At 67.2% G+C, this 22793-nt stretch carries 22 protein-coding genes; 12 read left to right on the forward strand and 10 right to left on the reverse strand.

Annotated elements, in window-relative coordinates; all coding sequences use genetic code 11:
• Positions 1-27 precede the first annotated feature (27 nt).
• Entirely contained in the window at positions 28-444 is a 417-nt protein-coding gene (locus N7367_RS03015) for a hypothetical protein (protein ID WP_279941694.1), read from the reverse strand.
• Between the two features lie 567 nt (positions 445-1011).
• On the opposite strand from N7367_RS03015, the gene N7367_RS03020 reads away from it, so the two are divergent.
• The 4 genes from N7367_RS03020 to N7367_RS03035 all read left to right on the forward strand — a co-directional run bounded on the left by N7367_RS03020 (position 1012) and on the right by N7367_RS03035 (position 5744).
• The gene (locus N7367_RS03020; RefSeq protein ID WP_279941695.1) at positions 1012-1392 is read left to right on the forward strand and encodes a tautomerase family protein; all 381 of its coding nucleotides are present in this window, start codon (positions 1012-1014) and stop codon (positions 1390-1392) included.
• A 192-nt stretch (positions 1393-1584) separates the two neighbouring features.
• Positions 1585-1971, forward strand: coding sequence for a DUF2946 family protein (locus N7367_RS03025; protein WP_253118943.1), 387 nt, complete (start codon positions 1585-1587; stop codon positions 1969-1971).
• Positions 1972-2091: 120 nt separating this feature from the next.
• Complete coding sequence (locus N7367_RS03030; protein WP_279941696.1) at positions 2092-4227, forward strand: TonB-dependent receptor; 2136 nt, start codon at positions 2092-2094, stop codon at positions 4225-4227.
• 11 nt (positions 4228-4238) lie between these two features.
• The gene (locus N7367_RS03035; protein ID WP_279941697.1) at positions 4239-5744 is read left to right on the forward strand and encodes a PepSY domain-containing protein; all 1506 of its coding nucleotides are present in this window, start codon (positions 4239-4241) and stop codon (positions 5742-5744) included.
• 9 nt (positions 5745-5753) lie between these two features.
• On the opposite strand, the gene N7367_RS03040 is transcribed toward N7367_RS03035, so the two are convergent.
• The 4 genes from N7367_RS03040 to N7367_RS03055 all read right to left on the reverse strand — a co-directional run bounded on the left by N7367_RS03040 (position 5754) and on the right by N7367_RS03055 (position 9261).
• On the reverse strand, positions 5754-6887 hold the full coding sequence (locus tag N7367_RS03040) for an MFS transporter (protein WP_279941698.1): 1134 nt from the start codon (positions 6885-6887) through the stop codon (positions 5754-5756).
• An 11-nt stretch (positions 6888-6898) separates the two neighbouring features.
• Complete coding sequence (locus N7367_RS03045; protein ID WP_065175969.1) at positions 6899-7675, reverse strand: DeoR/GlpR family DNA-binding transcription regulator; 777 nt, start codon at positions 7673-7675, stop codon at positions 6899-6901.
• A gap of 139 nt (positions 7676-7814) precedes the next feature.
• Positions 7815-8489 carry a class I SAM-dependent methyltransferase gene (locus N7367_RS03050; RefSeq protein WP_279941699.1) on the reverse strand — a complete coding sequence of 225 codons (675 nt, stop codon included), beginning with the start codon at positions 8487-8489 and terminating at the stop codon, positions 7815-7817.
• A gap of 367 nt (positions 8490-8856) precedes the next feature.
• On the reverse strand, positions 8857-9261 hold the full coding sequence (locus N7367_RS03055) for a GFA family protein (RefSeq protein ID WP_053519241.1): 405 nt from the start codon (positions 9259-9261) through the stop codon (positions 8857-8859).
• 174 nt (positions 9262-9435) lie between these two features.
• Here N7367_RS03055 and N7367_RS03060 point away from each other — a divergent pair, with 174 nt between their 5' ends.
• Positions 9436-10410, forward strand: a complete 975-nt coding sequence (locus N7367_RS03060; protein ID WP_053519243.1) for a DUF4105 domain-containing protein — start codon at positions 9436-9438, stop codon at positions 10408-10410.
• On the forward strand, positions 10410-12434 hold the full coding sequence (locus N7367_RS03065) for an alpha/beta hydrolase (protein ID WP_279941700.1): 2025 nt from the start codon (positions 10410-10412) through the stop codon (positions 12432-12434). The genes N7367_RS03060 and N7367_RS03065 overlap by 1 nt, the downstream gene beginning before the upstream one ends.
• Positions 12435-12479: 45 nt before the next feature.
• On the opposite strand, the gene N7367_RS03070 is transcribed toward N7367_RS03065, so the two are convergent.
• Positions 12480-13847 carry an MFS transporter gene (locus tag N7367_RS03070; RefSeq protein WP_279941701.1) on the reverse strand — a complete coding sequence of 456 codons (1368 nt, stop codon included), beginning with the start codon at positions 13845-13847 and terminating at the stop codon, positions 12480-12482.
• 81 nt (positions 13848-13928) lie between these two features.
• Between N7367_RS03070 and soxR the strand changes: the two genes are divergently transcribed.
• Positions 13929-14363: a redox-sensitive transcriptional activator SoxR gene (soxR, locus tag N7367_RS03075; protein WP_053519250.1), complete on the forward strand. Its 435-nt coding sequence runs from the start codon at positions 13929-13931 to the stop codon at positions 14361-14363.
• Positions 14364-14404: 41 nt separating this feature from the next.
• Here the strand turns inward: soxR and N7367_RS03080 are convergent, their stop codons facing one another.
• Entirely contained in the window at positions 14405-15007 is a 603-nt protein-coding gene (locus tag N7367_RS03080; RefSeq protein WP_065175971.1) for a short chain dehydrogenase, read from the reverse strand.
• A 100-nt stretch (positions 15008-15107) separates the two neighbouring features.
• On the opposite strand from N7367_RS03080, the gene N7367_RS03085 reads away from it, so the two are divergent.
• Positions 15108-15983, forward strand: coding sequence for a LysR family transcriptional regulator (locus N7367_RS03085; protein WP_111187135.1), 876 nt, complete (start codon positions 15108-15110; stop codon positions 15981-15983).
• Positions 15984-16001: 18 nt separating this feature from the next.
• On the opposite strand, the gene proC is transcribed toward N7367_RS03085, so the two are convergent.
• On the reverse strand, positions 16002-16823 hold the full coding sequence (gene proC / locus N7367_RS03090; RefSeq protein ID WP_279941703.1) for a pyrroline-5-carboxylate reductase: 822 nt from the start codon (positions 16821-16823) through the stop codon (positions 16002-16004).
• An 18-nt stretch (positions 16824-16841) separates the two neighbouring features.
• On the reverse strand, positions 16842-17519 hold the full coding sequence (locus N7367_RS03095) for a YggS family pyridoxal phosphate-dependent enzyme (RefSeq protein ID WP_128989763.1): 678 nt from the start codon (positions 17517-17519) through the stop codon (positions 16842-16844).
• A gap of 87 nt (positions 17520-17606) precedes the next feature.
• Here N7367_RS03095 and N7367_RS03100 point away from each other — a divergent pair, with 87 nt between their 5' ends.
• The 3 genes from N7367_RS03100 (at position 17607) to N7367_RS03110 (ending at position 21027) form a co-directional block, all read left to right on the forward strand.
• Positions 17607-18644, forward strand: coding sequence for a type IV pilus twitching motility protein PilT (locus tag N7367_RS03100; protein ID WP_053519259.1), 1038 nt, complete (start codon positions 17607-17609; stop codon positions 18642-18644).
• A 99-nt stretch (positions 18645-18743) separates the two neighbouring features.
• Positions 18744-19886, forward strand: a complete 1143-nt coding sequence (locus N7367_RS03105) for a PilT/PilU family type 4a pilus ATPase (RefSeq protein WP_074900446.1) — start codon at positions 18744-18746, stop codon at positions 19884-19886.
• 157 nt (positions 19887-20043) lie between these two features.
• On the forward strand, positions 20044-21027 hold the full coding sequence (locus N7367_RS03110) for an aldo/keto reductase (protein WP_065175975.1): 984 nt from the start codon (positions 20044-20046) through the stop codon (positions 21025-21027).
• Positions 21028-21057: 30 nt separating this feature from the next.
• Here N7367_RS03110 and N7367_RS03115 read toward each other — a convergent pair whose 3' ends face one another.
• Entirely contained in the window at positions 21058-21960 is a 903-nt protein-coding gene (locus N7367_RS03115; protein WP_279941705.1) for a LysR family transcriptional regulator, read from the reverse strand.
• A gap of 158 nt (positions 21961-22118) precedes the next feature.
• Here N7367_RS03115 and N7367_RS03120 point away from each other — a divergent pair.
• The coding region (locus N7367_RS03120) for a YitT family protein (protein ID WP_279941706.1) at positions 22119-22793 on the forward strand (675 nt) is incomplete at its 3' end.

Raw genomic sequence — 22793 nt, forward strand, 5'->3', positions numbered from 1 at the left:
GTAGTTGATTCCTTCAAGGCTCTCCGTCTAGGTCGGCATTGTACGGGAGCGGTCTACGGCAATCCGCAACGCACACACTATTTGCCTGGCGGCTAGGATCAGTCCATCGCTGTAGAAGTCACCGATGTGTTCGCTGGGCAATCCATCCGAATGGGTGCGCGATGCTGCGTGGAGCACATCCAAGATTGTCTCAAGACCGTTTACTGATCGGCTGATTGAAGCCATTTCCCTCGACCCAAGAGCCTCTCCCGTCCAGCCTCGTCCATCTGCGCAATCGCCCTGCCGAATTGCATTCAATCGTTCCAGAAAGGAAGATCCAGTAGTAGAGGCTTGATCTTCGTTCAGCGCGCACTCGATCTCACGCGCGAGGTCTTCGGGCACGTCGGCTGCGACGTCGCCGATCAGGGCGTGCAGGCGGGAATGGATGGCGGTGCGGTTGGTCATGGCTAAACCCTCATTGGCGTAAGGCCACCTTCCGGAGTGAAGGTGGCGGACGGTGCGGGTTGGCGTACCAAGGCTGAAAAGCTCACAGGGAGAAAAGGCCCGGCGGATCTTGCGATCCCCACGCACCGCCCGCCATTGAAGGCAATCGGTGCATTCTCTTTGCTGCGATCGATATCGCAACATCCTGTGAGCCTGTTCGTTTATTCGAGACGCCAATCCCGGCCAAGGCGTCTTGCCTCGGCGCGGCGATCTTCAAGCCGGGCAATCACATCGGTCTGTAAGGAAAGTTCTCAACCGTCCCTAGGCAGGGCAGACATTTCCCGTTGTGTGCCGTCCGACACCTGCGAGTAGTGCGGCCCATCACTGATGGCGCGCATCGCCGCCCCTGCCGACCGTGCACGAGGCGACTCCAGAGCGGCGCCGCCACGGCAATCACGTCACCCCGCGCGGCGGAGGCGGGACCATGCCACGCATGGAGCCAGAAGGTTCCATCCCTGCGCTGTCCCACCGCCCCGGGCAGGCGTAGTCTCAGCCCGTTGCCGTGCCCATCCACTCTGGAGTGCCACCATGCCGCTCGCCCGCATCGATCTTCGCAAAGGTAAATCCGCCGACTACCTGCAACGCGTCGGTGAAACCATCTACCAGGCCATGCGCGCGGTGGGCGTGCCGGAAAACGATCGCTTCCAGATCCTCCAGGAGCACGCCCCTGGCACGCTGATCTACGACCCGGGTTACCTGGATGTGGACCGTACCGATGACTTGATCTGCATCCAGATCACTTGGAACGAGGGGCGTACGTTGGAGCAGAAGAAGGCGCTGTACGCCGGCATCGCCGATGGACTGCATGCGGCGGTGGGCATCCGCCGCGAGGATGTGTTCATCAATCTGGTGGAAGTGAAGCGGGAAAATTGGTCGTTCGGTAATGGTGTGGCCCAGTACGTGAGTTGATGCGCGAAAAGCATCCACGCATGGCGTGGATCTACTGAATGGAGGACGTGCGCGGGGAAGGGCAGCCCTGCGTCACCCTGTCGCAGGGGCAAAACCCTGAACGTGGTCCAAGGTTGCGGCGCCGCGCCGTAGAATGCCCGGGTGCACCGCCCCCGATTCCACCGCCGGTTCCAGGCCCTGGCATGGCTCGCCCTGCTGCTGGTGCTGCTTGCCCCGCTGGTGAGCCGCTGGGTGGCGCATGGCCGCGTGGCAGCGGCGGCGCCGGTGGCGGCGATGGATCATTCGCTGCATGCGCAGCACACGATGGAAGGCCATCACGACCATCATGCGATGGCGACGCCGCACGATGAGGCCGCGAAGAATCCGCCCGCCGATCCACACGCCGACCATGAAATGGGCGTGGATTGCGATTACTGCCTGATCGCGGCGCGGCTGATCACCCTGCTGGTGGCGACGTTCCTGCTGCTGGTGCCCTTGGCGCCGGTCTGCCGGGCGCGGCTGGGCGCTGTGCTGGCAGTGCCCGCGCGCCTGGCGGGAACCCTCGGGGCGCGGGGACCACCGGCGGCATTGGCGGGCTGAGCCGCGCACGCGGCCGTGCATTCCCTCTGATGGAAGCCGCCAGGCATGGCCTGACGCTACCGCGTGCGCTTTCCTTCCTGCTGCCCCGCAGTGCGGGGTGGCATTGCATGCCGTGAAAAAATGAAAAGACATCCGAAGCGCGTTGCCCTGCGTTGGGCGACGCTGCCGGCGCTGTGCGCCTGCGCCCTGCCTGTTGCACCTGCCCGTGCCGAAGTGGCGGGCCCGACCACCCTGGACACCGTACGCGTGGTCGATACCCGGCACGGTGCGCTGTCGGCCACCCCCGGCGCAGGTTCCGCGCTGGGCCTGAACGTGCTGCAGACACCTGCGGCCCTCACCGTGATCGACCGCGACCAGCTGGAGCAGCGCGGTGACTCCAACCTCAACGATGCGATCAGCCGCGCGGGTGCGATCAGCGCGATGCCGCATCCGGGCAATGGCCTCAGCGCACTGTCCAGCCGGGGTTTCACCGATGGGGCGTCGGTGATGCGCCTGTACGACGGGCTGCGCCAGTACGGGGGCGTCGGCATCACGTTCCCGTTCGATACTTGGTCCATCGAGCGCATCGAAGTGCTGCGCGGGCCGGCCTCGGTGATCCACGGCGACGGTGCGATCGGCGGTGTGATCAACATCGTGCCGAAGAAGCCTTCGCGCGGTGCCGTCGAGAACGAGATCAGTGTGACGGTGGGCAGCGAGGACACCGCGCGCCTGGGCTTCGGCAGTGGTGGCGCGCTGACCCCCGAGCTGGCCTACCGGCTGGATGTGAGTGGCAACTACAGCGGTGGCTGGGTGGACCGTGGTCGCAACAGTGACGCGACTTTCTCCGGGGCATTGCTGTGGCAGCCGCGTGCGGATCTGCAGCTGACGCTCACCCATGCGCAAGGCTACCAGCAGCCGATGCGCTACTTCGGCACGCCGCTGGTCGAGGGCCGCCAGCTGGAAGCGCTGCGCCACCGCAACTACAACGTGGACGACAGCGAGATCCGCTACCGCGACCGCTGGACCCAGCTTGATGCGCTGTGGACACCGAATGCGAACGTGGAATGGCGCACGCGCCTCTACCAGATCGACAGCCAGCGCGATTGGCGCAATGCCGAGGCCTATGTCTACAACCCACGCACCGGGCTGATCGATCGCTCCGGCAATACCCAGATCACCCATAACCAGGACCAGACCGGGCTGACCTCGACGCTGCGCGTGCAGGGTGAGGTGGGCGGTCTTGCCAACAGTTTCGCGCTGGGGATGGATGCCAACCGCGCGCACTTCAAGCACACCAACAACACCTATGCCGGCAGCTCCGGCCCGGTCGATCCGTTCCATCCGGTGCCGGGGCAGTTTGCCAGCGATGCGCCGAACCTGCCGCGCTACCGCAACGGTGCCGAGCAGTACGCACTGTTCGTGGAAGACCGGCTGGCCCTGAGCGAGCGCTGGTCGGTACTGGGCGGGCTGCGCCACGACCGCGCGCGCATTGATCGTACCGATCTGATCAGCGGCCAGAAGGCATTCTCGAAGACCTACAGCAGCACCGGCTGGCGAGCAGGCACGGTATTCGCGCTGCAGCCGACGCTGAGCCTGTACGCGCAGTATTCGCAGGCGGCCGACCCGGTCAGCGGCCTGTTGATGATCAGTCCGGCCAACGGTGCCTTCGACCTGGCCAAGGGGCGTCAGGTCGAACTCGGCCTGAAGCAGGCCTTCGACGGTGGCGAGTGGACGCTGGCGGCGTACCGGATCCGCAAGACCGGGCTGCTCAGCCGTGATCCGCTGCTGCCGGATCGTCGGGTGCAGGTGGGCGCGCAGACCTCACGCGGAATCGAGGCGTCCTTGAACTGGAATTTCGCGCCGCAATGGACGCTCGATGCCAACGCGACGGCGCTGAAGGCCGAGTTCGAGGACTTCCTGGAAACCACCGGTTCGCCGGCCGTGCTGGTCTCGCGCGATGGCAACGTGCCGCCGAACGTGGCCGAGCGGTTGGCCAATGTGTGGCTGAGCTGGCAGGTCCTGCCGGACTGGACCGTGGCCGGCGGTGCGCGTTACGTCGGCAAGCGCTACGCCGACAACGCCAACACCCTGGAGCTGCCGGGCTACAGCACCACCGATCTGGCGCTGACCTGGCAGGCGGCACCGCGCACGCGGGTGAGCGCGCGCCTGTTCAACGTGTTCGACAAGGCGTACTACGCGACGGCGTATTACACCAGCACGCAGTGGCTGCTGGGTGCGGACCGCCGCGTCGAGTTCACGCTCGACCATCGCTTCTGAGGACGCACACCATGTCGCTGCGATCCACTGCCAAGCGCTGGACCTACCTGGTGCACCGTTGGCTGGGCATCGGCGGATGCCTGCTGATGCTGCTGTGGTTTGTCAGCGGCATGGTGATGCTGTTCGTCGGCTACCCGAAGCTGACGCCCGGCGAGCGGCTGGCGGCGTTGCCGGTGCTGGGAGACGCGCATGGGCTGCTGGGACTGTCGGCGTTGCCAGCGGCCGTGCAGGCTGAGCCGGAAAGCGTGGCGCTGACCACGCTGCGTGGCGAGCCCGCCTATGTGGTGCGTAGTGGCAGCCACGTGGGAGCCTGGTCGGCGCGCACCGGGCAGGTCCTGCTGCCAGTATCGGCACAGCGCGCCGAAGCCTCGGCGGCGCAGTTTGCCGGCGGCCCGGCATTCGTGGGTGCGATGCGCGTGGATGAGGACCGCTGGACGCATTCGCGTGCGCTGGATGCGCATCGGCCGCTGTACCGGGTCGAGGTGGGCGGTGCGCGGCCGGGTGACCTGTATGTGTCTTCTCGCACCGGCGAAGTGGTGCTGGATGCACCGCATGTGCAGCAGCGCTGGAACTATGTGGGCGCTTGGCTGCACTGGCTGTACTTCCTGCGCATGCAATCGGTGGACCCGGTGTGGACGTGGGTGGTGATCGTGTTGTCCGCACTGTGCACGGTGGCGGCGGTGAGCGGCATCGTGGTGGGGGTGTGGCGCTGGCGCTTCGCTGGCCACTATCGTTCCGGTGCGAAGACGCCGTACGTCGAGCCGTGGATGCGCTGGCATCATCTGATCGGTCTGGCGGCTGCGGCGTTCGTGTTCACCTGGATCTTCAGCGGGCTGATGTCGATGAATCCGCTGGGCGTGTTCAGCAGTACGCGCGCGGCGATCGACACGGCGCAGTATCGCGGCGATGCGGTGGCGGTGAATGGCGCACTGGGCGAACCGGCAGCGCTGCTGGCTGCGGCCCATGATGGGCTGTTCATGCCGGTGGAGATCCAGTGGCGGCGCATCGGCGGTGAGCTGTTCGCGCTGCTGCTGGACGGGCAGGGCGATACGCGCATCGTATCCGCAGACGAAGGGCATCTTCGGATGATGCAGCTGCTGCCGGTGGCATGGCTGCAGCAGAAGGCGCAGGCGATGTCTGCCGCGCCGATGCATCGGTTCGCACTACTGCATGCAGCGGATGCCTATTTCTATCCACGTGCGCCGGAGGCGATGAACGGCGCGGCGGTGCGCCGCTTCCCGGTGGCGGTGGCGGACTTCGGTGATGCCGAGGCGACGCGCGTCTACTTCGATCTGGCCAGCGGCGATCCACTGCTGACCCTGGGGCATCGTGAGCGCGTCGGGCGCTGGCTGTTCTACTTCCTGCACAGCTGGGACCTGCCGGCAATGCTGCGGCAGGAGACGGCCCGGCTGGGCGTGCTGCTGCTGTTGAGCACCGCCGGCACCGCGCTGTGCGCGACGGCTACGGTGATCGGTTATCGACGATTGCGGATGAAGGTCCGGCGTCGGCGCCGTTGATGCCGCGCGCTACACCCGCAGCCAGCGCGTGGACACCGCCACCAGCAGCAGCGCGATGGCCACACCGATGAATGCAGCGATCAGGCCGAAATGATTGGCGGCGAAGCCGATGAGTGCCGGGCCGGCGAGAATGCCGGCAAAGCCCAGCGTGGACACGGCGGTGATCGCCAGCGCGCCGGGCATGCGGGTCTGGTGGCCGGCCAGCGAGAACAGCGCCGGCGCGATGTTGGCGCAGCCGAGGCCGACCAGCACATAACCGGCCAGTGAGACCTGCCAGGGCGTGACAAGCGTCAGCACCAGCACGCCACTGGCCGCGAGCAGGCCACCGAACACGATGGCGCGTTCGCGTCCCACCCGCGCCACCAGTGCATCGCCGAGCAGGCGGGCCACGGTCATGGTCAGGGTGAAGATCACATAGCCGATGCCAGCCATGCGCGCATCGACGCTGCGCACGTCACTGAGAAAGACCGCGCTCCAGTCCAGCATCGCGCCTTCGCCGAGGAACGCGACGAAGGCCAGCACGCCGATGAACAGCACGATGCCGTGCGGCATGGCCAGCATCGGCGTGTCCTGCGGCATGCGCTCGCGGTGCCAGTACGACGCCGACAGCAGCATCGCCAGCAGCATCGCGCCCACGCCGATCAGCACCGATGCCAGCGGTGGCAGCTGCAGGGACAGCAGCACGGTCATCATTGCCGCGCCCAGGAAGCCGCCGATGCTGAAGAAGGCGTGGAAGCCGGACATCATCACACGTCGCGCTTCGCGCTCGACCACCACGGCCTGCACGTTCATCGTGCAGTCCATCGCGCCTACCGCGGCACCGAACACGAACAGCACCAGGCCCAGCAGCCACGCTGAACCGGCCAGGGCCAGGCCCGGCACGGTGAGGCAGATCAACAGCGTACTGGCCACCATCACCCGGCGGCAGCCCAGCCGCGCGGCCAGAACGCCCGCCACTGGCATCGCCAGCAGCGAACCGGCACCCAGGCAGAGCAGCACCACGCCGAGCGTGGCGTCGTTGAGGTCCGCGCGTGCCTTGGCGAACGGTACCAGCGTCGCCCACAGTGCCGTGGCGAAACCGGGAATGAAGAATGCAGCGCGGGTCGCGTGCTGTTCGGCACGCGCGCGGTAGGCAACGGACATGGGCGGTTCGGTCAGGGCGGGGTGGGGTGCACCGCAATACCGGCAGCGAGGAAGCGCGCTGCCAGTGCGGGCGGGGCTGATGTGGTCAGCACCAGGTCGTCGATCTCGTCGAGGCCGGCGATCTGCCAGTGGCCACGGGCACCGAGTTTTTCGGTGGTGGCGGCGACAATGACGCGGCTGCTGCAGGCCACCATGGCGCGCTTCAATGTGGCCTCTTCGGCGTCCATCGCCCACACACCAGTGTCGCCGTCCACCGCGCACGGGCCGGGCAGGTACACGTCGGCGCGCAGGCGCTGCACCTGGGCCAGTGCTTCAGCACCGACCGCCCCGCCGCCGCTGGCCAGGCGGCCGCCGATCAGCTGCACGGAAGTGCCTTCATGCACGCTGGCGGCGGTGGCGATCTGCGGCGCGTTGGTAATCACCGTCAGTGCCAGTTCGGGCGGCAACTGCTGGGCGATGGCCAGGTTGGTCGAACCGGCATCGAGCAGCACCACCTGCCCAGGTTGCAGCAGGGCACAGACGCGCGCGGCCAGTTCGGCCTTGTCGCCACGATCACGGGTCAGGCGCTCGCGCAGCGGGCGCTCCTTCGGCGGCGGCAGCACGGCGCCGCCGTACACGCGCTGGCACAGGCCTTGGGCGGCCAGTTCACGCAGGTCGCGGCGGATCGAATCTTCGGAAACCGCATAACGACGCGCCAGTTCCGCGGCGATCACGCGGCCCTGCTGGCGCAGTTCCTCGAGGATCTGCCGGGTACGTTCGGCGGGGAGGGGGCTGGAATCGGCGTTCATGGGATAAGTGTGCATATTCGTGCATGAACATGCAATAACGTGCATTCCGGATCGACGCACGGGAGCCCCTTCTCCCGGGCGGCCTTGGAAAGTGCGAGGTGCGGGGGCCGGCCGGGCGAGCGCCGGCTCTGCAGGTTCATCAGGCCGCGTAGGCGACCCAGCCCTTGAAGGTGAATCCGGCGTAGAACAGCTCGATGTCCTGGAAGCCTGCCTCCTGCAGCACCTCCACCTCCTGTTCCGGTGACAGCAGCGGCAGGCGCTCGGCGATGGCGGTGATCGCGCGCTGTGCATCCGCACGGGCAATGCCGGAAGCCTCGCCGAAGGCCGCATAGCGCCTCAACCAGCGCAGCTTCGCCTCCGGCTCCTGCGGGACGCTGTGGTGGGCCACCACCAATGGCGCGCCCGGACGCAGCCGCCTGCGCAGTTCGCGCAGGGTATGCCGGCGCTGGTCGATATCGAGGAAGTGCAGGGTCAGCAGGCAGCTGGCGCCATCGAAGATCGTGGCCGGGGCATCCTCGATGTAGCCCTCCAGCAGCTCCACGTGGTTCATCCGTGTGCCGAGCGTTTCGCGGGCCAGCGCCAGCATCGGGCCGGCCGGATCGACTCCGAGCATGCGCCAGTATGGGTGGGCGTCAGCGAAGGCCTTCAGCTCGAGGCCGCCACCGGCGCCGAGCACCAGCACGTCGCCGTGCTCGGGCACGTGCTCGGCCAGCAGCAGGTGGGCCATCTGTTGCAGACCGAGGAATCCAGGTACCTGCCGCAGCGGTCCCACGTGATAGCGGGCCGCAGCCTGGGCATCGGAGAACGAAGGCATCCGGGGGCACCTGCAGCAGGAGGGGAATTATCACTGTAGCGCGGGCGTCAAGAGGTGCCGCCCAGTCCGCGATGCGGCTGCGGCGTGGTGCGCGCGCAGGGCTTCGCCGCCTGTCATCGTGGCGTCGTCGATGCCTCACGCCGGCTATGCAGGCCAGCGTCCACGCTTGATCGTCCCCGCCCCCACGGAGACCGACCATGTGGCTGCTTGATCATCTCTGGCCTGCACGCCGGCCCGCGCCTCCGCCGCGCCCCGTTCAAGCGGAGCCCGCGCCACGCCGGCCCTGGCGCAAACGCCCCGCGCGGGCCGGCCGCAGCGGCATGGCGCCCTGGCAGAAGGTCGCCGCGCCGTCACGCCGTACCCGGCACTAGGCGGGGCGGTCGGCCGGATGGTTCACGCCATCGCTGACCGGAATCACGCCCAGCGCGAAGGGATCGATGCCCTCCAGGCAGGCGACGTTGTAGCCGTACTGGTCGGGGTTCGAACGCCGACGGTGGTGGGTGTAGATGCCGCACACATCGCAGAAGTAGTGCTCGGCCACATGCGTGTTGAACTGGTACAGCCGCAGATGGTCCCGCCCTCGCACCACCTGCAGCCCTGCGAGGGCGACGCTGGCGGCGATGGCGCCGCGGCGGCGGCACATCGAACAGTCGCAGCGGCGCGGGTCGACGATGCCGTCCGGCAGGTCCAGCAGCAGTTCGACCGTACCGCAATGACAGCGGGCGCTGTGCTGGGGTTGGACCGCAACACCGGCCACGGAGGTAATGCCCATCGATGCTCCTGGAAGAGGGAACGGTATGTGGAAAACGGCGTTGCAGACGGTGCACCCAGCAGCCTGAACGGGCCGTAGATGCCAGGGCGAACCCGCTTGTGGCTAACTATGCGCCCCCGGGACCACGACAGGACGCCAGTGAAAGCCGCAGGACGTTGGATGACAGGAAGTGTGATGGCACTGCTGGCACTGTGGGTGGCTGGCCTGCTGCTCTATCAGCTGCCGGGGCCGGGCTGGCTGGCGTCGGCCGTGGCGGTACTGTGGGTGCTGTCCGCCCTGTGGGCGTCCTGGCGGGTTGCCCGTGGCCATGGCACGCGACGGCTCGGCATGGCCTTCGGCGTGGCGCTGGCCCTGGCGCTGGGGTGGTGGATGCTGCTGACCCCGCGCCAGGATCGCGTCTGGGCCGATGACGTAGCGCAACGCCTGCACGTGGTCTCCTTCGATGGGCGGCATGTGGTGCTGGACAACGTGCGCGATTTCACCTGGCGCAGCGAAACCGACTATGACGCGCGCTGGGTGCGCCGCACGTACGACCTGGACCAGCTGCGTTCGGCCGACCTGGTGCTTTCGTACTGGATGGGGCCGGCGATCGCCCACACCCTGATCTCGTTCGGCTTCGACGATGGCCGCCATGTCGTGTTCTCGCTGGAGATCCGCAAGGAACGCGGGGAATCGTTCTCGGCACTGGGGGGATTCTTCCGCAAGTTCGAGATGACCCTGGTGGCCTCCGAAGAGACCGACATCATCCGCACGCGTACCAACGCGCGTGGCGAGGATGTCTATCTGTACCGCCTGCATGGCATGGACCGCGCACAGTTGAAGGAACTGTTCGCTGCCTACATCGCGCAGGCACGCGAGCTGGATGCAAAGCCCGGCTTCTACAACACGCTGACCAGCAACTGCACCACCATCGTCTTCGATCTGGCCAGGCATATCGCGCCGCGGTTGCCGCTGGACTACCGCCTGCTGCTGTCCGGCTATCTGGCCGAGTACGCGCAGGAGGTCGGGGCATTGACGCCGGGGGTGCCGTACGCAGTGCTGCATGCCAAGGGCCGGATCACCCAGCGCGCGCTGGACCTGGGTGACGGCGGCAACTTTTCCACCGTGATCCGCCAGGGCGTGCCCGGCACCGAGCAGGACCCGCAGTGATGCTCATGTCCATACTTTCCCGCTGGCAGCGCGTGCTGCCGGCGTCGCTGGCGATCTTCATGCTGCTGGCCGGCAGCGGCTGCGCGATGGTCACCGTCAAGCAGGTGAAATCCAGTGACTCGCTGGTCAACAAGCGTGCCGATGTGCTCAACACCGGCAAGCTCAGCCCGGCGGCCCGGGAAACGCTGAGTGCAGCCGGGCTGGATGAGTCGCAGTGCGAGAAGGACTTCGTGGTCTGTCGCAGCACGCTGTTGATGACCGACGATCTCAACGTCGAACAGCGGCTGTCCGCGTTGTCGGAGCTGTGGGTGAAGGCAGCGCTGGCGCTGACCCCGAAGAAGACGGCGGCGGGGGATCCACCGATGAGCGATGCGGCACTGGATGCGTGGCTGGAAGCGGCGCGCTATGCCTACGCCTACCTGTTCTACAGCGGCCGTTCGCCGTCCGATCGGGCGTTCGAGGACCGGCAGACGCAGGTGCGCGACTACTACAACTATGCAGCCGAGAAGGCCGCGGTGGTTCTGTTCGTGCGGGCGCGCGCCGCCGCGCTCGCCGGCGAGGACTATACGAAGCCGATCACGGTCGGCAGCTGGTCGCTGGCCTCCAACTACCAGCAGCTGGCCCTGAAGAGCATTCCGGCGCAGCTGGTACCCGCCGGTACGGTCAGCTTCGTCGGCCTGCGCAGTACCTATCGACGCGACGGTTTCGGTGCGGAGCTGGTGATGGTGATGGACCCGCCGAAGCTGGTCACTCCGGCGGTCTCCGCAGATGGCCCGAAGGCGGACGGCGGGCAGGACGACGACAGCGATGCGCGTCGTGGTCGCCGCCATCGCCATGATGATGCGGTGCCGGAGTTCAGCGAGATGTCCTCGATCAACGTCACCGCGCTGCTGCGCTTCGAGGGCAGCACGCTGGAGGACGTGATGCGTACCCGCCGGGTCGAGCTGGACGCCTATTCGCCCGAAGCGACCGAGCGCATCACCCTGCACGGCGAGCAGGTGCCGCTGGCCGGCAACTTTACTGCCGCCTACGGCCTGTGGCTGGCGCAGAGTGGCTTCGCCCGGCAATCGCTGCGCACGCTGTTCGGCATGAGCGAGGGTATCGGTGAGCCGCACATCTACCTGATGCAGCCGTGGGATCCGAACCGCCGCATCATCTTCATGCTGCATGGCCTGGCCAGCAGCCCGGAAGCGTGGGTGAACCTGGCCAACGAGATCATGGGCGATCCCGAGCTGCGCCAGCAGTTCCAGGTGTGGCAGGTGTATTACCCGACCAACGCGCCGATCGCGCTGAACCGCTATGAGATCGCTACTGCATTCAACGACACGCTGAAGCATTTCGACCCGGATGGCAGCACGCGCGCATCGAAGGACATGGTCTACATCGGTCACAGCATGGGCGGCGTGTTGGCCCGCCTGCTGGTGAGCGACTCGGGCGATGTGCTGTGGAACGACCTGCTGGCCAACTATGACCTGAAGGGTGAACGACTGAAGCGGGTGCAGAACAAGCTGGGCCCGCTGCTGCACTTCAAGGCGCAGCCGAATGTGGAACGGGCGATCTTCATCGCCGCTCCACATCAGGGCACCGACATCGCCGGCAACAGGGTCGGCCGCCTGATCGGCCGCCTGGTGCGCCTGCCGCTGACCATCCTGGGCAAGTTCGAGGATGTGTTCCTGGCGCTGGCGCAGGCCGAGCAGCAGGTTGACGGTACCGCCAAGCCGAAGATTCCCAACAGCATCGACAACCTCAAGGCCAGCGATCCGTTCGTGAAGGCGGCCGCACAGCTGCCGATCGAAGCGGGCCTGAAGTACCACTCGATCATCGCCCAGCGCAAACCGGAACTGCCGTTTGAGAAATCCGACGATGGGCTGGTGCCGTACTGGAGCGCGCACCTGCCGGGGGCGCTGTCGGAGAAGGTCATCATCTCCGGACACAGCGTGCAGGAATCGCCACAGGCCGTGCTGGAAGTGCGCCGCATCCTGCATCGGGACATCGATGATGTGGGTGCGGCGGCCACGCTATGACTGCACTGATCGCCGGGCCACGCCCGGCCGCATCAACCGGTGGCGTTACACCCGGCGTGCAATCAGCGTGGACAGCAGAGCCAGGCCCAGGGTGATCGCCAGGCACAGCACGTAGCCGGTGTGCGGCCTGTCGTCCACGAACAGGGCAAACAGCGCGCCGGAGACGGCCAGTGCGGTGGTGACCGCCAGCGCCTCGCTCAACTGCAGCGCCGAGGTGTTGGCTCCCTGTTCGTGCGGTGCGGAAAGGGACAGGGTCAGTACCGAAAGACTGGCGTAGATCATGCCCATGCCGAAGCCGGTCAGCGTCCAGCCGATCAGAGCCACCGGCAGCGGTACCGTGCGGAACAGCACCGCCAGCGTGGCCGCGATACCGATCGCCATCAGCGGCGTTCCCGCGCGCAGCAGCTGCTGGCGTGACCAGCCATTGCGCTGGTGGCCCTGCAGCCACGACCCGGCGAACCAGCCCAATGCCCCCAGGCTCAACACCGCGCCGGCCCCGCTGGGTGACAGCCCGCGCTCGCGCTGCAGCAGCAGTGGCAGGTAGGCCTCGCAGGCGAAGAATGCCGCAGCGGCGATGCCGCGCAGGGCGATCACACTGGGCAGGCCGCGATGCAGGCGCAAGGTGCCGGCGGGCAGCAGCCGCTGCACGCAGAACAGCAGCGCAAGCATCGCCACAGCGATGCACAGCACTGCCGCCATCCCTTGCTGCTGCCCGCCGAGATACAGCAGCAGCGCTGCCAGCGACGCGCCGCTGGCCCAGCGCACCACCCGGCTGCGATTGCCGCTGTCGCCCGCAGGCGAGGGCTGCAGGCGTGACAGTGCAGGTCGCAGCAGCAATGCAGCGGGTAGCGCCAGCAGCGGCACGGCCAGGAACACCCACCGCCAGCCCAGGTGCTGCACGATGAGCCCGCTCGCAGCCGGGCCGATCATCGACGGCACCACCCAGCCAGCGGAGAATGCTGCGAACACCTTCGGCCGCAGCGATTCGGGATAGGTACGGCCGACCATCACATACAGCGAGACCGAGATCGCGCCCGCGCCCAGGCCCTGCAGCAGCCGCCCGGCCACCAGTATCCCCATGTGCGTGGCCAGGCCGGCCAGCAGCAGGCCCAGTACGAAGCACGCCAGGCCCCACCACAGCGGCCGCGCGGGCCCGTGCCGGTCGGCCCAGAGGCCAGCGAGTGTCATGCCGATGACGCTGGTGGCGAGGGTTCCGCCGAAGGCCAGCGCGTACAGGCGAAGCCCGTCAAGTGCGGCGGCGACGGTGGGCATGGCTGCGGCCACCGCCAGCGCTTCGAAGGCGTGCAGCGAAACCAGGGCGACCATGCCGAGGGTGGTCGCACGATAGCGCGCGGAGAGGATGGAGGTTTCGGCAGGAGGGGCGGCGTCGGCAGCAGGTGGAGTCGGGGTCATGCGGAAAGTCTGGGAGGCCGCGCTTGTCATCCGGCGGCGAAGACCGCAGCATGACACCTGAACTATAGTTGAGGTCAAGCAATGGTGTCGCAGGAACTGAGTGTGGGTGAGGTGTCGCAGCGCAGTGGCGTGGCCGTATCCGCACTGCACTTCTATGAGCGCAAGGGCCTGATCAGCAGCCTGCGTACCTCGGGCAACCAGCGCCGCTTCAGCCGCGACGTGCTGCGCCGGCTGGCGGTGATACGCGTTGCACAGCGCGTGGGCATGCCGCTGGAGGCGGTGGCGCGCGCTTTCGAAAGCCTGCCGCAGGGCAGGGCACCGACCAAGGCCGACTGGGCCACGCTGTCTGCACGCTGGCGGACCGAGCTGGATGAGCGCATCCACATGCTGCAGCTGCTGCGCGACGAGCTGACCGGGTGCATCGGTTGCGGCTGCCTGTCACTGAAGCGCTGCCGGCTGGCCAACCCCGAAGATGTCCTCGGGGAACGGGGTGACGGTCCGATGCGCTGGGGCTGAGGCCCCGGCACATCGGAGGGCACGCCAGGCTGGATCATGCATCACCAGACGGTGATCGTTTCACCGCTCAGGATGCCTTCCACCGCGCGCTGGTACGCCAGTGCCGCGCGCTGGGCGGTCACCGCTTCAAAGCCGGGGAAGTAGGGCGCGTAGGCATCCATTGATTCGACCAGCACATTCGGGCTGACGACATTGATGCGCAGCCCGCGGGGCAGCAGCTCCAGGGCCGCTGCGCGCACGAATCCTTCCAGCGCGGCGTTCACCGAGGTTGCATTGACGCCGTCGCGGATCGGCTGGGCACTGACGATGCCGCTGGTCAGGGTGATCGAGCCACCGGCGGTGAGGTGATGCTGGGCGGCCAGTGCCAGCCGTACCTGACCGAGCAGCTTGTCCTGCAGGCCGACGTTGAACCGTTCGGGCGTCATTTCACGTAGAGGACCAAAATGCAGTTTGCCTGCGGTGGAAATCACCGCATCGACCGCGCCGGTGCGGGCAAACAGTTCGTTGACACTGGCATCGTCGGTCAGATCGACGCGCAGCGTGCCGCTGCTGCGCCCTGCGTCCAGGATCTGGTGCTGCTGGCCGAGCTGGCGCGCGACGGCCTGGCCGAGCGTGCCGGTGGCGCCCACGAGAAGAATCTTCATGACGGTTCCTTGCTTTGGGGAGATGAAGCGCAGTCTGCGCCGTGACGACGCGGTTTGGTAAGCCGCGTATCATTCGCTGATTACTAATCAGGACTTAGCAATGGACATGCTGCGCTGCATGCAGGCCTTCGTCGCCGTGGCCGAGCGCGGGAGTTTCGCCGCTGCCGCCGAGCACCTGCAGGTGTCTGCGGTGATGGTGGGCAAGTACATCCAGCAGCTGGAAAGCCACCTCGGCACCGCGCTGTTGCAGCGGAACACGCGGCGGCAGCGCCTGACCGAAGCGGGCAGCGCCTATCTGGCCGGTTGCCGGCAGGTGCTGGAACAGGTGCAGCAGGCCGAGGCGGACGTGGCCGGCCTGCAGCTGCAGCCGCGCGGTGTGTTGCGGGTCAGTGCTCCCACCACCTGGGGCAGCTGCGTGCTGGCGCCCCGGTTGGCCGAACTGCTGCGCGCACAGCCGCTGCTGAACATCGAACTGGATCTGAGCAATCGCCGGGTGGACCTGATCGAAGACGGCTTCGACGCGGCGATCCGGGTCGGTCCGCTGCCCTCGGCGGACATCGTGGCGCGTCCGCTGCCCCCCTATGCGATGAGCCTGTGCGCAGCGCCGTCGTACCTTCGCCGTCGAGGCACGCCGCGGACGCCCGCGGATCTGCAGGGGCACGATTGCCTGAGCCACCTGGCGTGGCGTGGCGGGCACGGTTGGCAGCTGGCCAGTGGCGAGCATGTGGACTGGGAGGCACGGCTCACCAGCAATGACGGTTTCGCGCTGCGCGAGGCTGCCGTGGCGGGCGCAGGATTGATTCTGCAACCGACGGCGCTGCTGGCCACGGAGATCGCCGCGGGCCGGCTGAAACCGCTGCTGCGCGACCATCTGCCGGCGCCGCGGCCGATGCACCTGATCTATCTGCCGGACCGTCGCCCGCGCCCGCGCCTGCAGTGCTTCGTCGACTTCGTCATGACCACGTTGGGGCAATGAGCATCGGGGGAGATGGGGTCAGTCGTTTGCCGCTGACAGTGCCTGGCCGCGCACCTGTGCGGCGCGCAGCGCGGCATCCACCAGTGCCTCGAAGCCACCGGCCTGGAAGCTTTCGATTGCAGCCTGGGTGGTGCCGTTGGGCGAGGTCACGCGGCGGCGCAGCTCGGCGGGACTTTCGCCCGCTTCATCGAGCATGCGCGAGGCGCCGAGCAGCGTCTGCACCACCAGCGTGCGTGCGGCGTCGGCGGGCAGACCCTGGGCGATGCCTGCCGCTTCCATCGCTTCGGCGAGCAGGAACACATAGGCCGGACCGCTGCCGGAGACAGCGGTGACCGAATCCATCAACGGCTCGCTGTCGATCCATACCGTGCGTCCGGCACTGGCCAGCAGGTGCTCGGCCTGGGCCCGCTGCGGTGCATCCACTGCCTGTGTTGCGTACAGGCCGGTGACGCCGGCACCGAGCAGCGCGGGCGTGTTGGGCATCGCGCGCACCACCGGCAACGTGCCGCCCAGCCAGCGCTGCAGCTGCGTGCTGGTGATGCCGGCGGCGATCGAGACCACCAGCGGTCGGTTGTCCTGCGCCAGCGGCTGCAGCGACTGGCAGACGTCGCGCAGTACCTGTGGCTTGACCGCCAGCAGCCAGGTCTGGCCCTGCGCGGCGGCCGCGCTGGCGCTGTCGTGGGTATGCACGCCGAAGTCGCTGGCAAGCGCATCGCGCACGGCGGCGACCGGCTCGGCCACGTGGATGCGCGTGGCAGGCACGCGCTGGCGGATCAGGCCGGCGATCAGGCTGCGCGCCATGTTGCCGCCGCCGATGAAGGTGATGGAATCTGCTGCCATGGAAGTCTCCTCGGAATGTCAGGCCGGCCGCGGACGGGCGCCGAACAGGGCGGTGCCGATGCGCACCAGGGTGGCGCCTTCGGCGATGGCCTCGGTGTAGTCGCTGCTCATGCCCATCGAAAGGGTATCGACCTGCGGGAAGCGGTCGGCCAGTGTCTGGAAAAGTGTGCGCATGCGCACGAATGCGTCGCGGCGGCGTTCCGCCTCCGGCCACGGCGCCGGGATCGCCATCAGACCCCGCAACCGCAGGCCAGGCTCGGCGGCGATGGCCTCGGCCAGGGCCTGGACGTCCTCTGGCGCGCAGCCGTGCTTGCTCGATTCATCATCGATGTTGACCTGGATCAGCACGTTCAGCGCTCCGCGCGCCGCCGGTCGATGGCGGGCCAGCGCGGTCACCAGCTTGGGACGGTCCACGCTCTGCACCCAGTCGAAATGCGTGGCCACCGCTTCGGCCTTGTTGGACTGAAGATGGCCGATCAGGTGCCATTCCAGGTCCAGGTGCTGCAGCGCCTGCATCTTGGCCAGCGCCTCCTGCACGTAGTTTTCGCCGAAGGCGCGCTGGCCCTGTGCAGCAAGGGCGGCCACGGCCTCGGCCGGTTGGGTCTTGGAGACCGCCAGCAGGCGCGGCGGCGCACGTCCTGCGGCCTCGGCCGCAGCGTGCAGGGTACTCAGGATCTGGGGCAGGGCAGTGGCCACGTAACGCGTTCCAATCGATCAGGAGGCTATACTGCCGCCCGGGGAAAGATCCTTCCAGTCGAAGCCGTTATTGGGGAGTAGCCGCTCATGGATATCGCCGAGCTGTTGGCGTTTTCCGTAAAGAACAAAGCGTCCGACCTGCACCTGTCCGCAGGCCTGCCGCCGATGATCCGCGTGGACGGCGACGTTCGCCGCATCAACATCCCGGCACTGGACCACAAGCAGGTCCATGCGCTGGTGTACGACATCATGTCCGACAAGCAGCGCCGCGACTACGAGGAATTCCTCGAAGTGGACTTCTCGTTCGAGATCCCGTCGCTGGCACGTTTCCGCGTGAATGCGTTCAACCAGAACCGGGGTGCGGGCGCGGTGTTCCGTACCATTCCGTCGGAGGTGCTGACGCTGGAGGATCTGGCCTGCCCGCCGATCTTCCGCGAACTGATCCAGCAGCCGCAGGGCCTGATCCTGGTGACCGGCCCGACCGGTTCGGGCAAGTCGACCACGCTGGCCGCGATGATCGACTACATCAACAAGAGCGAATACGGCCACATCCTCACCGTCGAGGATCCGATCGAGTTCGTGCACACCTCGCAGAAGTGCCTGATCAACCAGCGCGAAGTACACCGCGATACGCATGGCTTCAACGAGGCACTGCGCTCGGCACTGCGAGAAGACCCGGACATCATCCTGGTCGGCGAACTGCGCGACCTGGAAACCATCCGCCTGGCACTGACCGCCGCGGAGACCGGCCACCTGGTGTTCGGCACCCTGCACACCAGTTCGGCGGCCAAGACCATCGACCGCATCATCGACGTGTTCCCGGCCGGCGAGAAGCCGATGGTGCGCTCGATGCTGTCCGAGTCGCTGCGCGCGGTGATCTCGCAGGCACTGTTGAAGAAGGTGGGCGGCGGCCGTACCGCAGCGTGGGAGATCATGGTGGGCACGCCGGCCATCCGCAATCTGATCCGCGAAGACAAGGTGGCGCAGATGTACTCGGCGATCCAGACCGGTCAGCAGCAGGGCATGATGACGCTCGACCAGCACCTGCAGGACCTGGTCAAGCGCAGCCTGATCACCCGCAACCAGGCGCGCGAGTACGCCAAGGACAAGCGACTGTTCGAGTAAGGCAAGGCAGAAGCGGGCCCCGGCGCGCGACCGCGCCGGCGACTCCGCGATGTTCCGACCATCGACTGAAGCCTGGCACATGCCTCCTGGGAGCCTGCCGTGAACACCACCGCCACCACCATCGATTTCACCTCCTTCCTCAAGCTGATGGCGCACCAGCGCGCCTCGGACCTGTTCATCACCGCGGGCATGCCGCCGGCGATGAAGGTCAATGGCAAGATCGCGCCGATCACGCAGACACCCCTGACGCCGCAGCAGAGCCGCGACCTGGTGCTGAACGTGATGACGCCGGCACAGCGCGAAGAGTTCGAGAAGACCCACGAATGCAACTTCGCCATCGGCCTGTCCGGTGTCGGCCGTTTCCGCGTGAGCTGCTTCTATCAGCGCAACCAGGTGGGCATGGTGCTGCGTCGCATCGAGACGCGCATCCCGACCGTGGAAGAACTGAGCCTGCCGCCGATCATCAAGACGCTGGCGATGACCAAGCGCGGCATCATCCTGTTCGTCGGTGCGACCGGTACCGGCAAGTCCACGTCGCTGGCAGCGATGATCGGTTATCGCAACCAGAATTCCACCGGCCACATCATCACCATCGAGGATCCGATCGAGTTCGTGCACAAGCACGAGGGCTGCATCATCACCCAGCGCGAAGTGGGCATCGATACCGACAGCTGGGAGGCCGCGCTGAAGAACACGCTGCGCCAGGCGCCGGACGTGATCATGATTGGTGAGGTGCGTACCCGCGAAGGCATGGACCACGCCATCGCCTTCGCCGAGACCGGCCACCTGGTGCTGGCGACGCTGCATGCCAACAACGCCAACCAGGCGATGGACCGCATCATCAACTTCTTCCCGGAAGACCGTCGCAACCAGCTGCTGATGGACCTGTCGCTGAACCTCAAGGGCGTGGTCGCCCAGCAGCTGGTGCCGTCCCCCGATGGCCGCTCGCGCAAGGTTGCGATGGAGATCCTGCTGGGCACGCCGCTGGTGCAGGACTACATCCGCGACGGCGAGATCCACAAGCTGAAGGAAGTGATGAAGGAATCGGTCCAGCTGGGCATGAAGACCTTCGACCAGAGCCTGTTCGAGCTGTACCAGGCCGGTGAGATCAGCTACGAGGATGCACTGCGGTATGCCGATTCGCAGAATGAAGTGCGGCTGCGCATCAAGCTGAGCCAGGGCGGTGACGCGCGCACCCTGTCGCAGGGGCTGGACGGCGTGGAAATCTCCGAGATCCGTTGAAGCAGCAGGGGACGGCAGCCGGGCATCGCCCGGCGCCGCGGAAGGTCACCGGGGCGGCCGGATTCATGAAATCCAGTCATGACCGACTGCGGCGCAGCCGGTTCAATCCGATGGCGCCGCAGGCGTATCGTCAGCGCTCCCCCTCTGGAGCATGACAATGCAGACACGTGAACTCGGCCGCAGCGGCCTGAAGGTTTCCGCCCTCGGCCTGGGCTGCATGGGCCTGAGCCACAGCTACGGCAAGCCCGTGGAACTGGAGCAGGGCGTCGCGCTGCTGCACGCAGCCGTGGAGCGCGGGGTCACCTTCTTCGACACGGCCGAGGTGTACGGCCCGTACACCAACGAGGCACTGCTGGGCAGGGCGCTGGCGCCGCATCGGGACCGGCTGGTGATCGCCACCAAGTTCGGTTTCCGCAATGCCCAGGCCGATACCGGGCTGGACAGCCGCCCGGAGAACATCCGTGCCGTGGCAGAAGCCAGCCTCAAGCGCCTGCGTACCGACCACATCGATCTGTTCTACCAGCACCGTGTCGATCCCAACGTGCCGATCGAGGACGTCGCCGGTACCGTGCGCGACCTGATTGCCGAAGGCAAGGTCGGCCACTTCGGGCTCTCCGAAGCGAGTGCCGCCACCGTGCGCCGCGCACATGCCGTGCAGCCGGTGGCTGCGGTGCAGAGCGAGTACTCGCTGTGGTGGCGCGAGCCGGAGCGCGAACTGCTGCCGACCCTGCAGGAGCTGGGCATCGGCTTCGTACCGTTCAGTCCGCTGGGCCGGGGCTTCCTGACCGGTACGATCAATGCAGAGACCACGTTCGAGGCCGACGACTTCCGCAACACCGTGCCGCGGTTTGAAGTCGAAGCGCGCCGGGCGAACCAGGCGCTGGTGGACCGGATCGGCGCCATTGCCGCCGCCCGCGGTGCCACCCCGGCACAGGTGGCATTGGCCTGGCTGCTGGCGCAGGCGGACTGGATCGTGCCGATTCCGGGTACCACCAAGGTGCATCGCCTGGAAGAGAACCTGGGAGCGGTGGACCTGCAGCTGTCGAGCGAAGAACGGCAGCGCATCGCGCAGGCGCTGGATGAAGTGTCGATCGTCGGCGAGCGCTACAACGCCCAGCGTGCGGCGCAGGTCAAGGGCTGATCGTGGTGGGTGCGGGCCTTGGGCCCGCACTCATCGGTCCATCATCGGCCCGCGCAGGGCATCGAGCACCGTGCGCATCGCCAGGGTCACGTGGTGGCGCGAGGGGTAGTACGCGTAGTAGCCATCGAACGGCGGGCACCAGTCGTCCAGCACCGATTGCAGGCGGCCATCGTCCAGCATCGGCAGGACCTGGTCTTCCGGCAGCCAGGCCAGCCCGCTGCCGGCCAGTGCTGCGCTGCGGGTCATGCCCATCGTGTTGAAGGTCCACTGCCCGCTCACGCGCACGCTCAGTTCGTGGCCATCCTGGCCGAAGTCCCATGGCATCAGTCCGCCATGGGTGGGCAGGCGCAGGGTGATGCAGTTGTGGCTGGCCAGGTCGTGCGGATGCGCGGGGGCGGCGTGCTGACGGAAGTAACCCGGGGCACCGACCACGCGCATCCGCAGCGGGGGGCTGATGGGCACGGCGATCATGTCGCGTGCCAGGCGCTCGCCGAGGCGGATGCCGATGTCATAGCGCTCGGCGACGATGTCGGCCAGGCCATAGTCGGTGGTCAATTCGATCTTCAGGTCGGGGAAGCGCTGCAGCAGGGGGGCCAGCCGCGGCCACGCCAGATACTCAGCGGCGTGGCCGGTGGCGTTGATGCGGATGGTCCCGGCGGGGCGGTCGCGGTACTCGGCCAACGCGGCCAGTTCGTGCTCGATCTCGGCCAGGCGTGGTGCCAGCGTGGCGAGCAGGCTGGCGCCAGCCTCGGTGGTGGAGACGCTGCGAGTGGTCCGGGTCAGCAGGCGCACCCCGAGCCGCTCTTCGAGGCCGCGCATGGCGTGGCTGAGCGCGGACTGCGAGACACCCAGCTGGGCGGCCGCGCGGGTGAAGCTGCCCTCGCGGGCGACGTGGACAAAGGCCTGCAGGTCGTTGAGGTTTTCGCGCGGCATGCGGGAATGATACGGCGCCGCCGCTGCCCGCTGCCGCGCAGGCTGATGCTTTCCGGGGAGCCCTCAGGCAGGGCGGCGCATCCAGCTGAACGATTTCATCTGCAACTGTCATGCGGATCGTGTCTAATACCGCCTCCCCCCGCTGTCCCCCCACCCGCATGTCCCATCCTTCCCATGGCCCCGCGCCGTGCGACGACGCTGACGGCCACCTGGTCACCGCCGGTCCGTTGACTCCGCCGCCGGACAGCGCCGGTACCACCGCCGACGAGAAAGCGCTGCGCCACTCGGTGGCCGAGGACGTGCAGGGCATGGTGCTGGCGACGATGGTGGCCTCGCTGGGCCTGGCCATCTTTGCCAAGGGCGGGCTGATGATCGGCGGCATGGCCGGCATGGCCTTCCTGCTGCACTACTCCATGGGCTGGAACTTCGGGCTGGTGTTCGTGCTGGTCAATCTGCCCTTCTACTGGGTGGCGCTGCGGCGCATGGGCTGGGAGTTCACCCTGAAGACCTTTGCCGCGGTTACCGCCTGCGGCGTACTGACCGATCTGCTGCCGCGCTGGATCGATTTCTCGCATATCCATCCGCTGTACTCGGCGATCGTCGGCGGCGCGCTGTCGGGGCTGGGCATCCTGTTCTTCATCCGCCACCGCGCCAGCCTGGGCGGCATTGGCATCCTGGCGGTCTACCTGCAGCGCACCCGTGGCTGGAGCGCCGGCAAGGTGCAGATGTCCTACGATGCCTGTCTGATGATCGCCGCGTTCTTCGTGCTTTCGCCGTCCAAGGTGATGTATTCGGCGATCGGCGCGGTGGTGCTCAGCCTGGTGCTGATGTTC

The sequence above is a fragment of the Stenotrophomonas sp. GD04145 genome (assembly GCF_029835135.1).
Taxonomy (GTDB): Bacteria; Pseudomonadota; Gammaproteobacteria; order Xanthomonadales; family Xanthomonadaceae; genus Stenotrophomonas; species Stenotrophomonas maltophilia_P.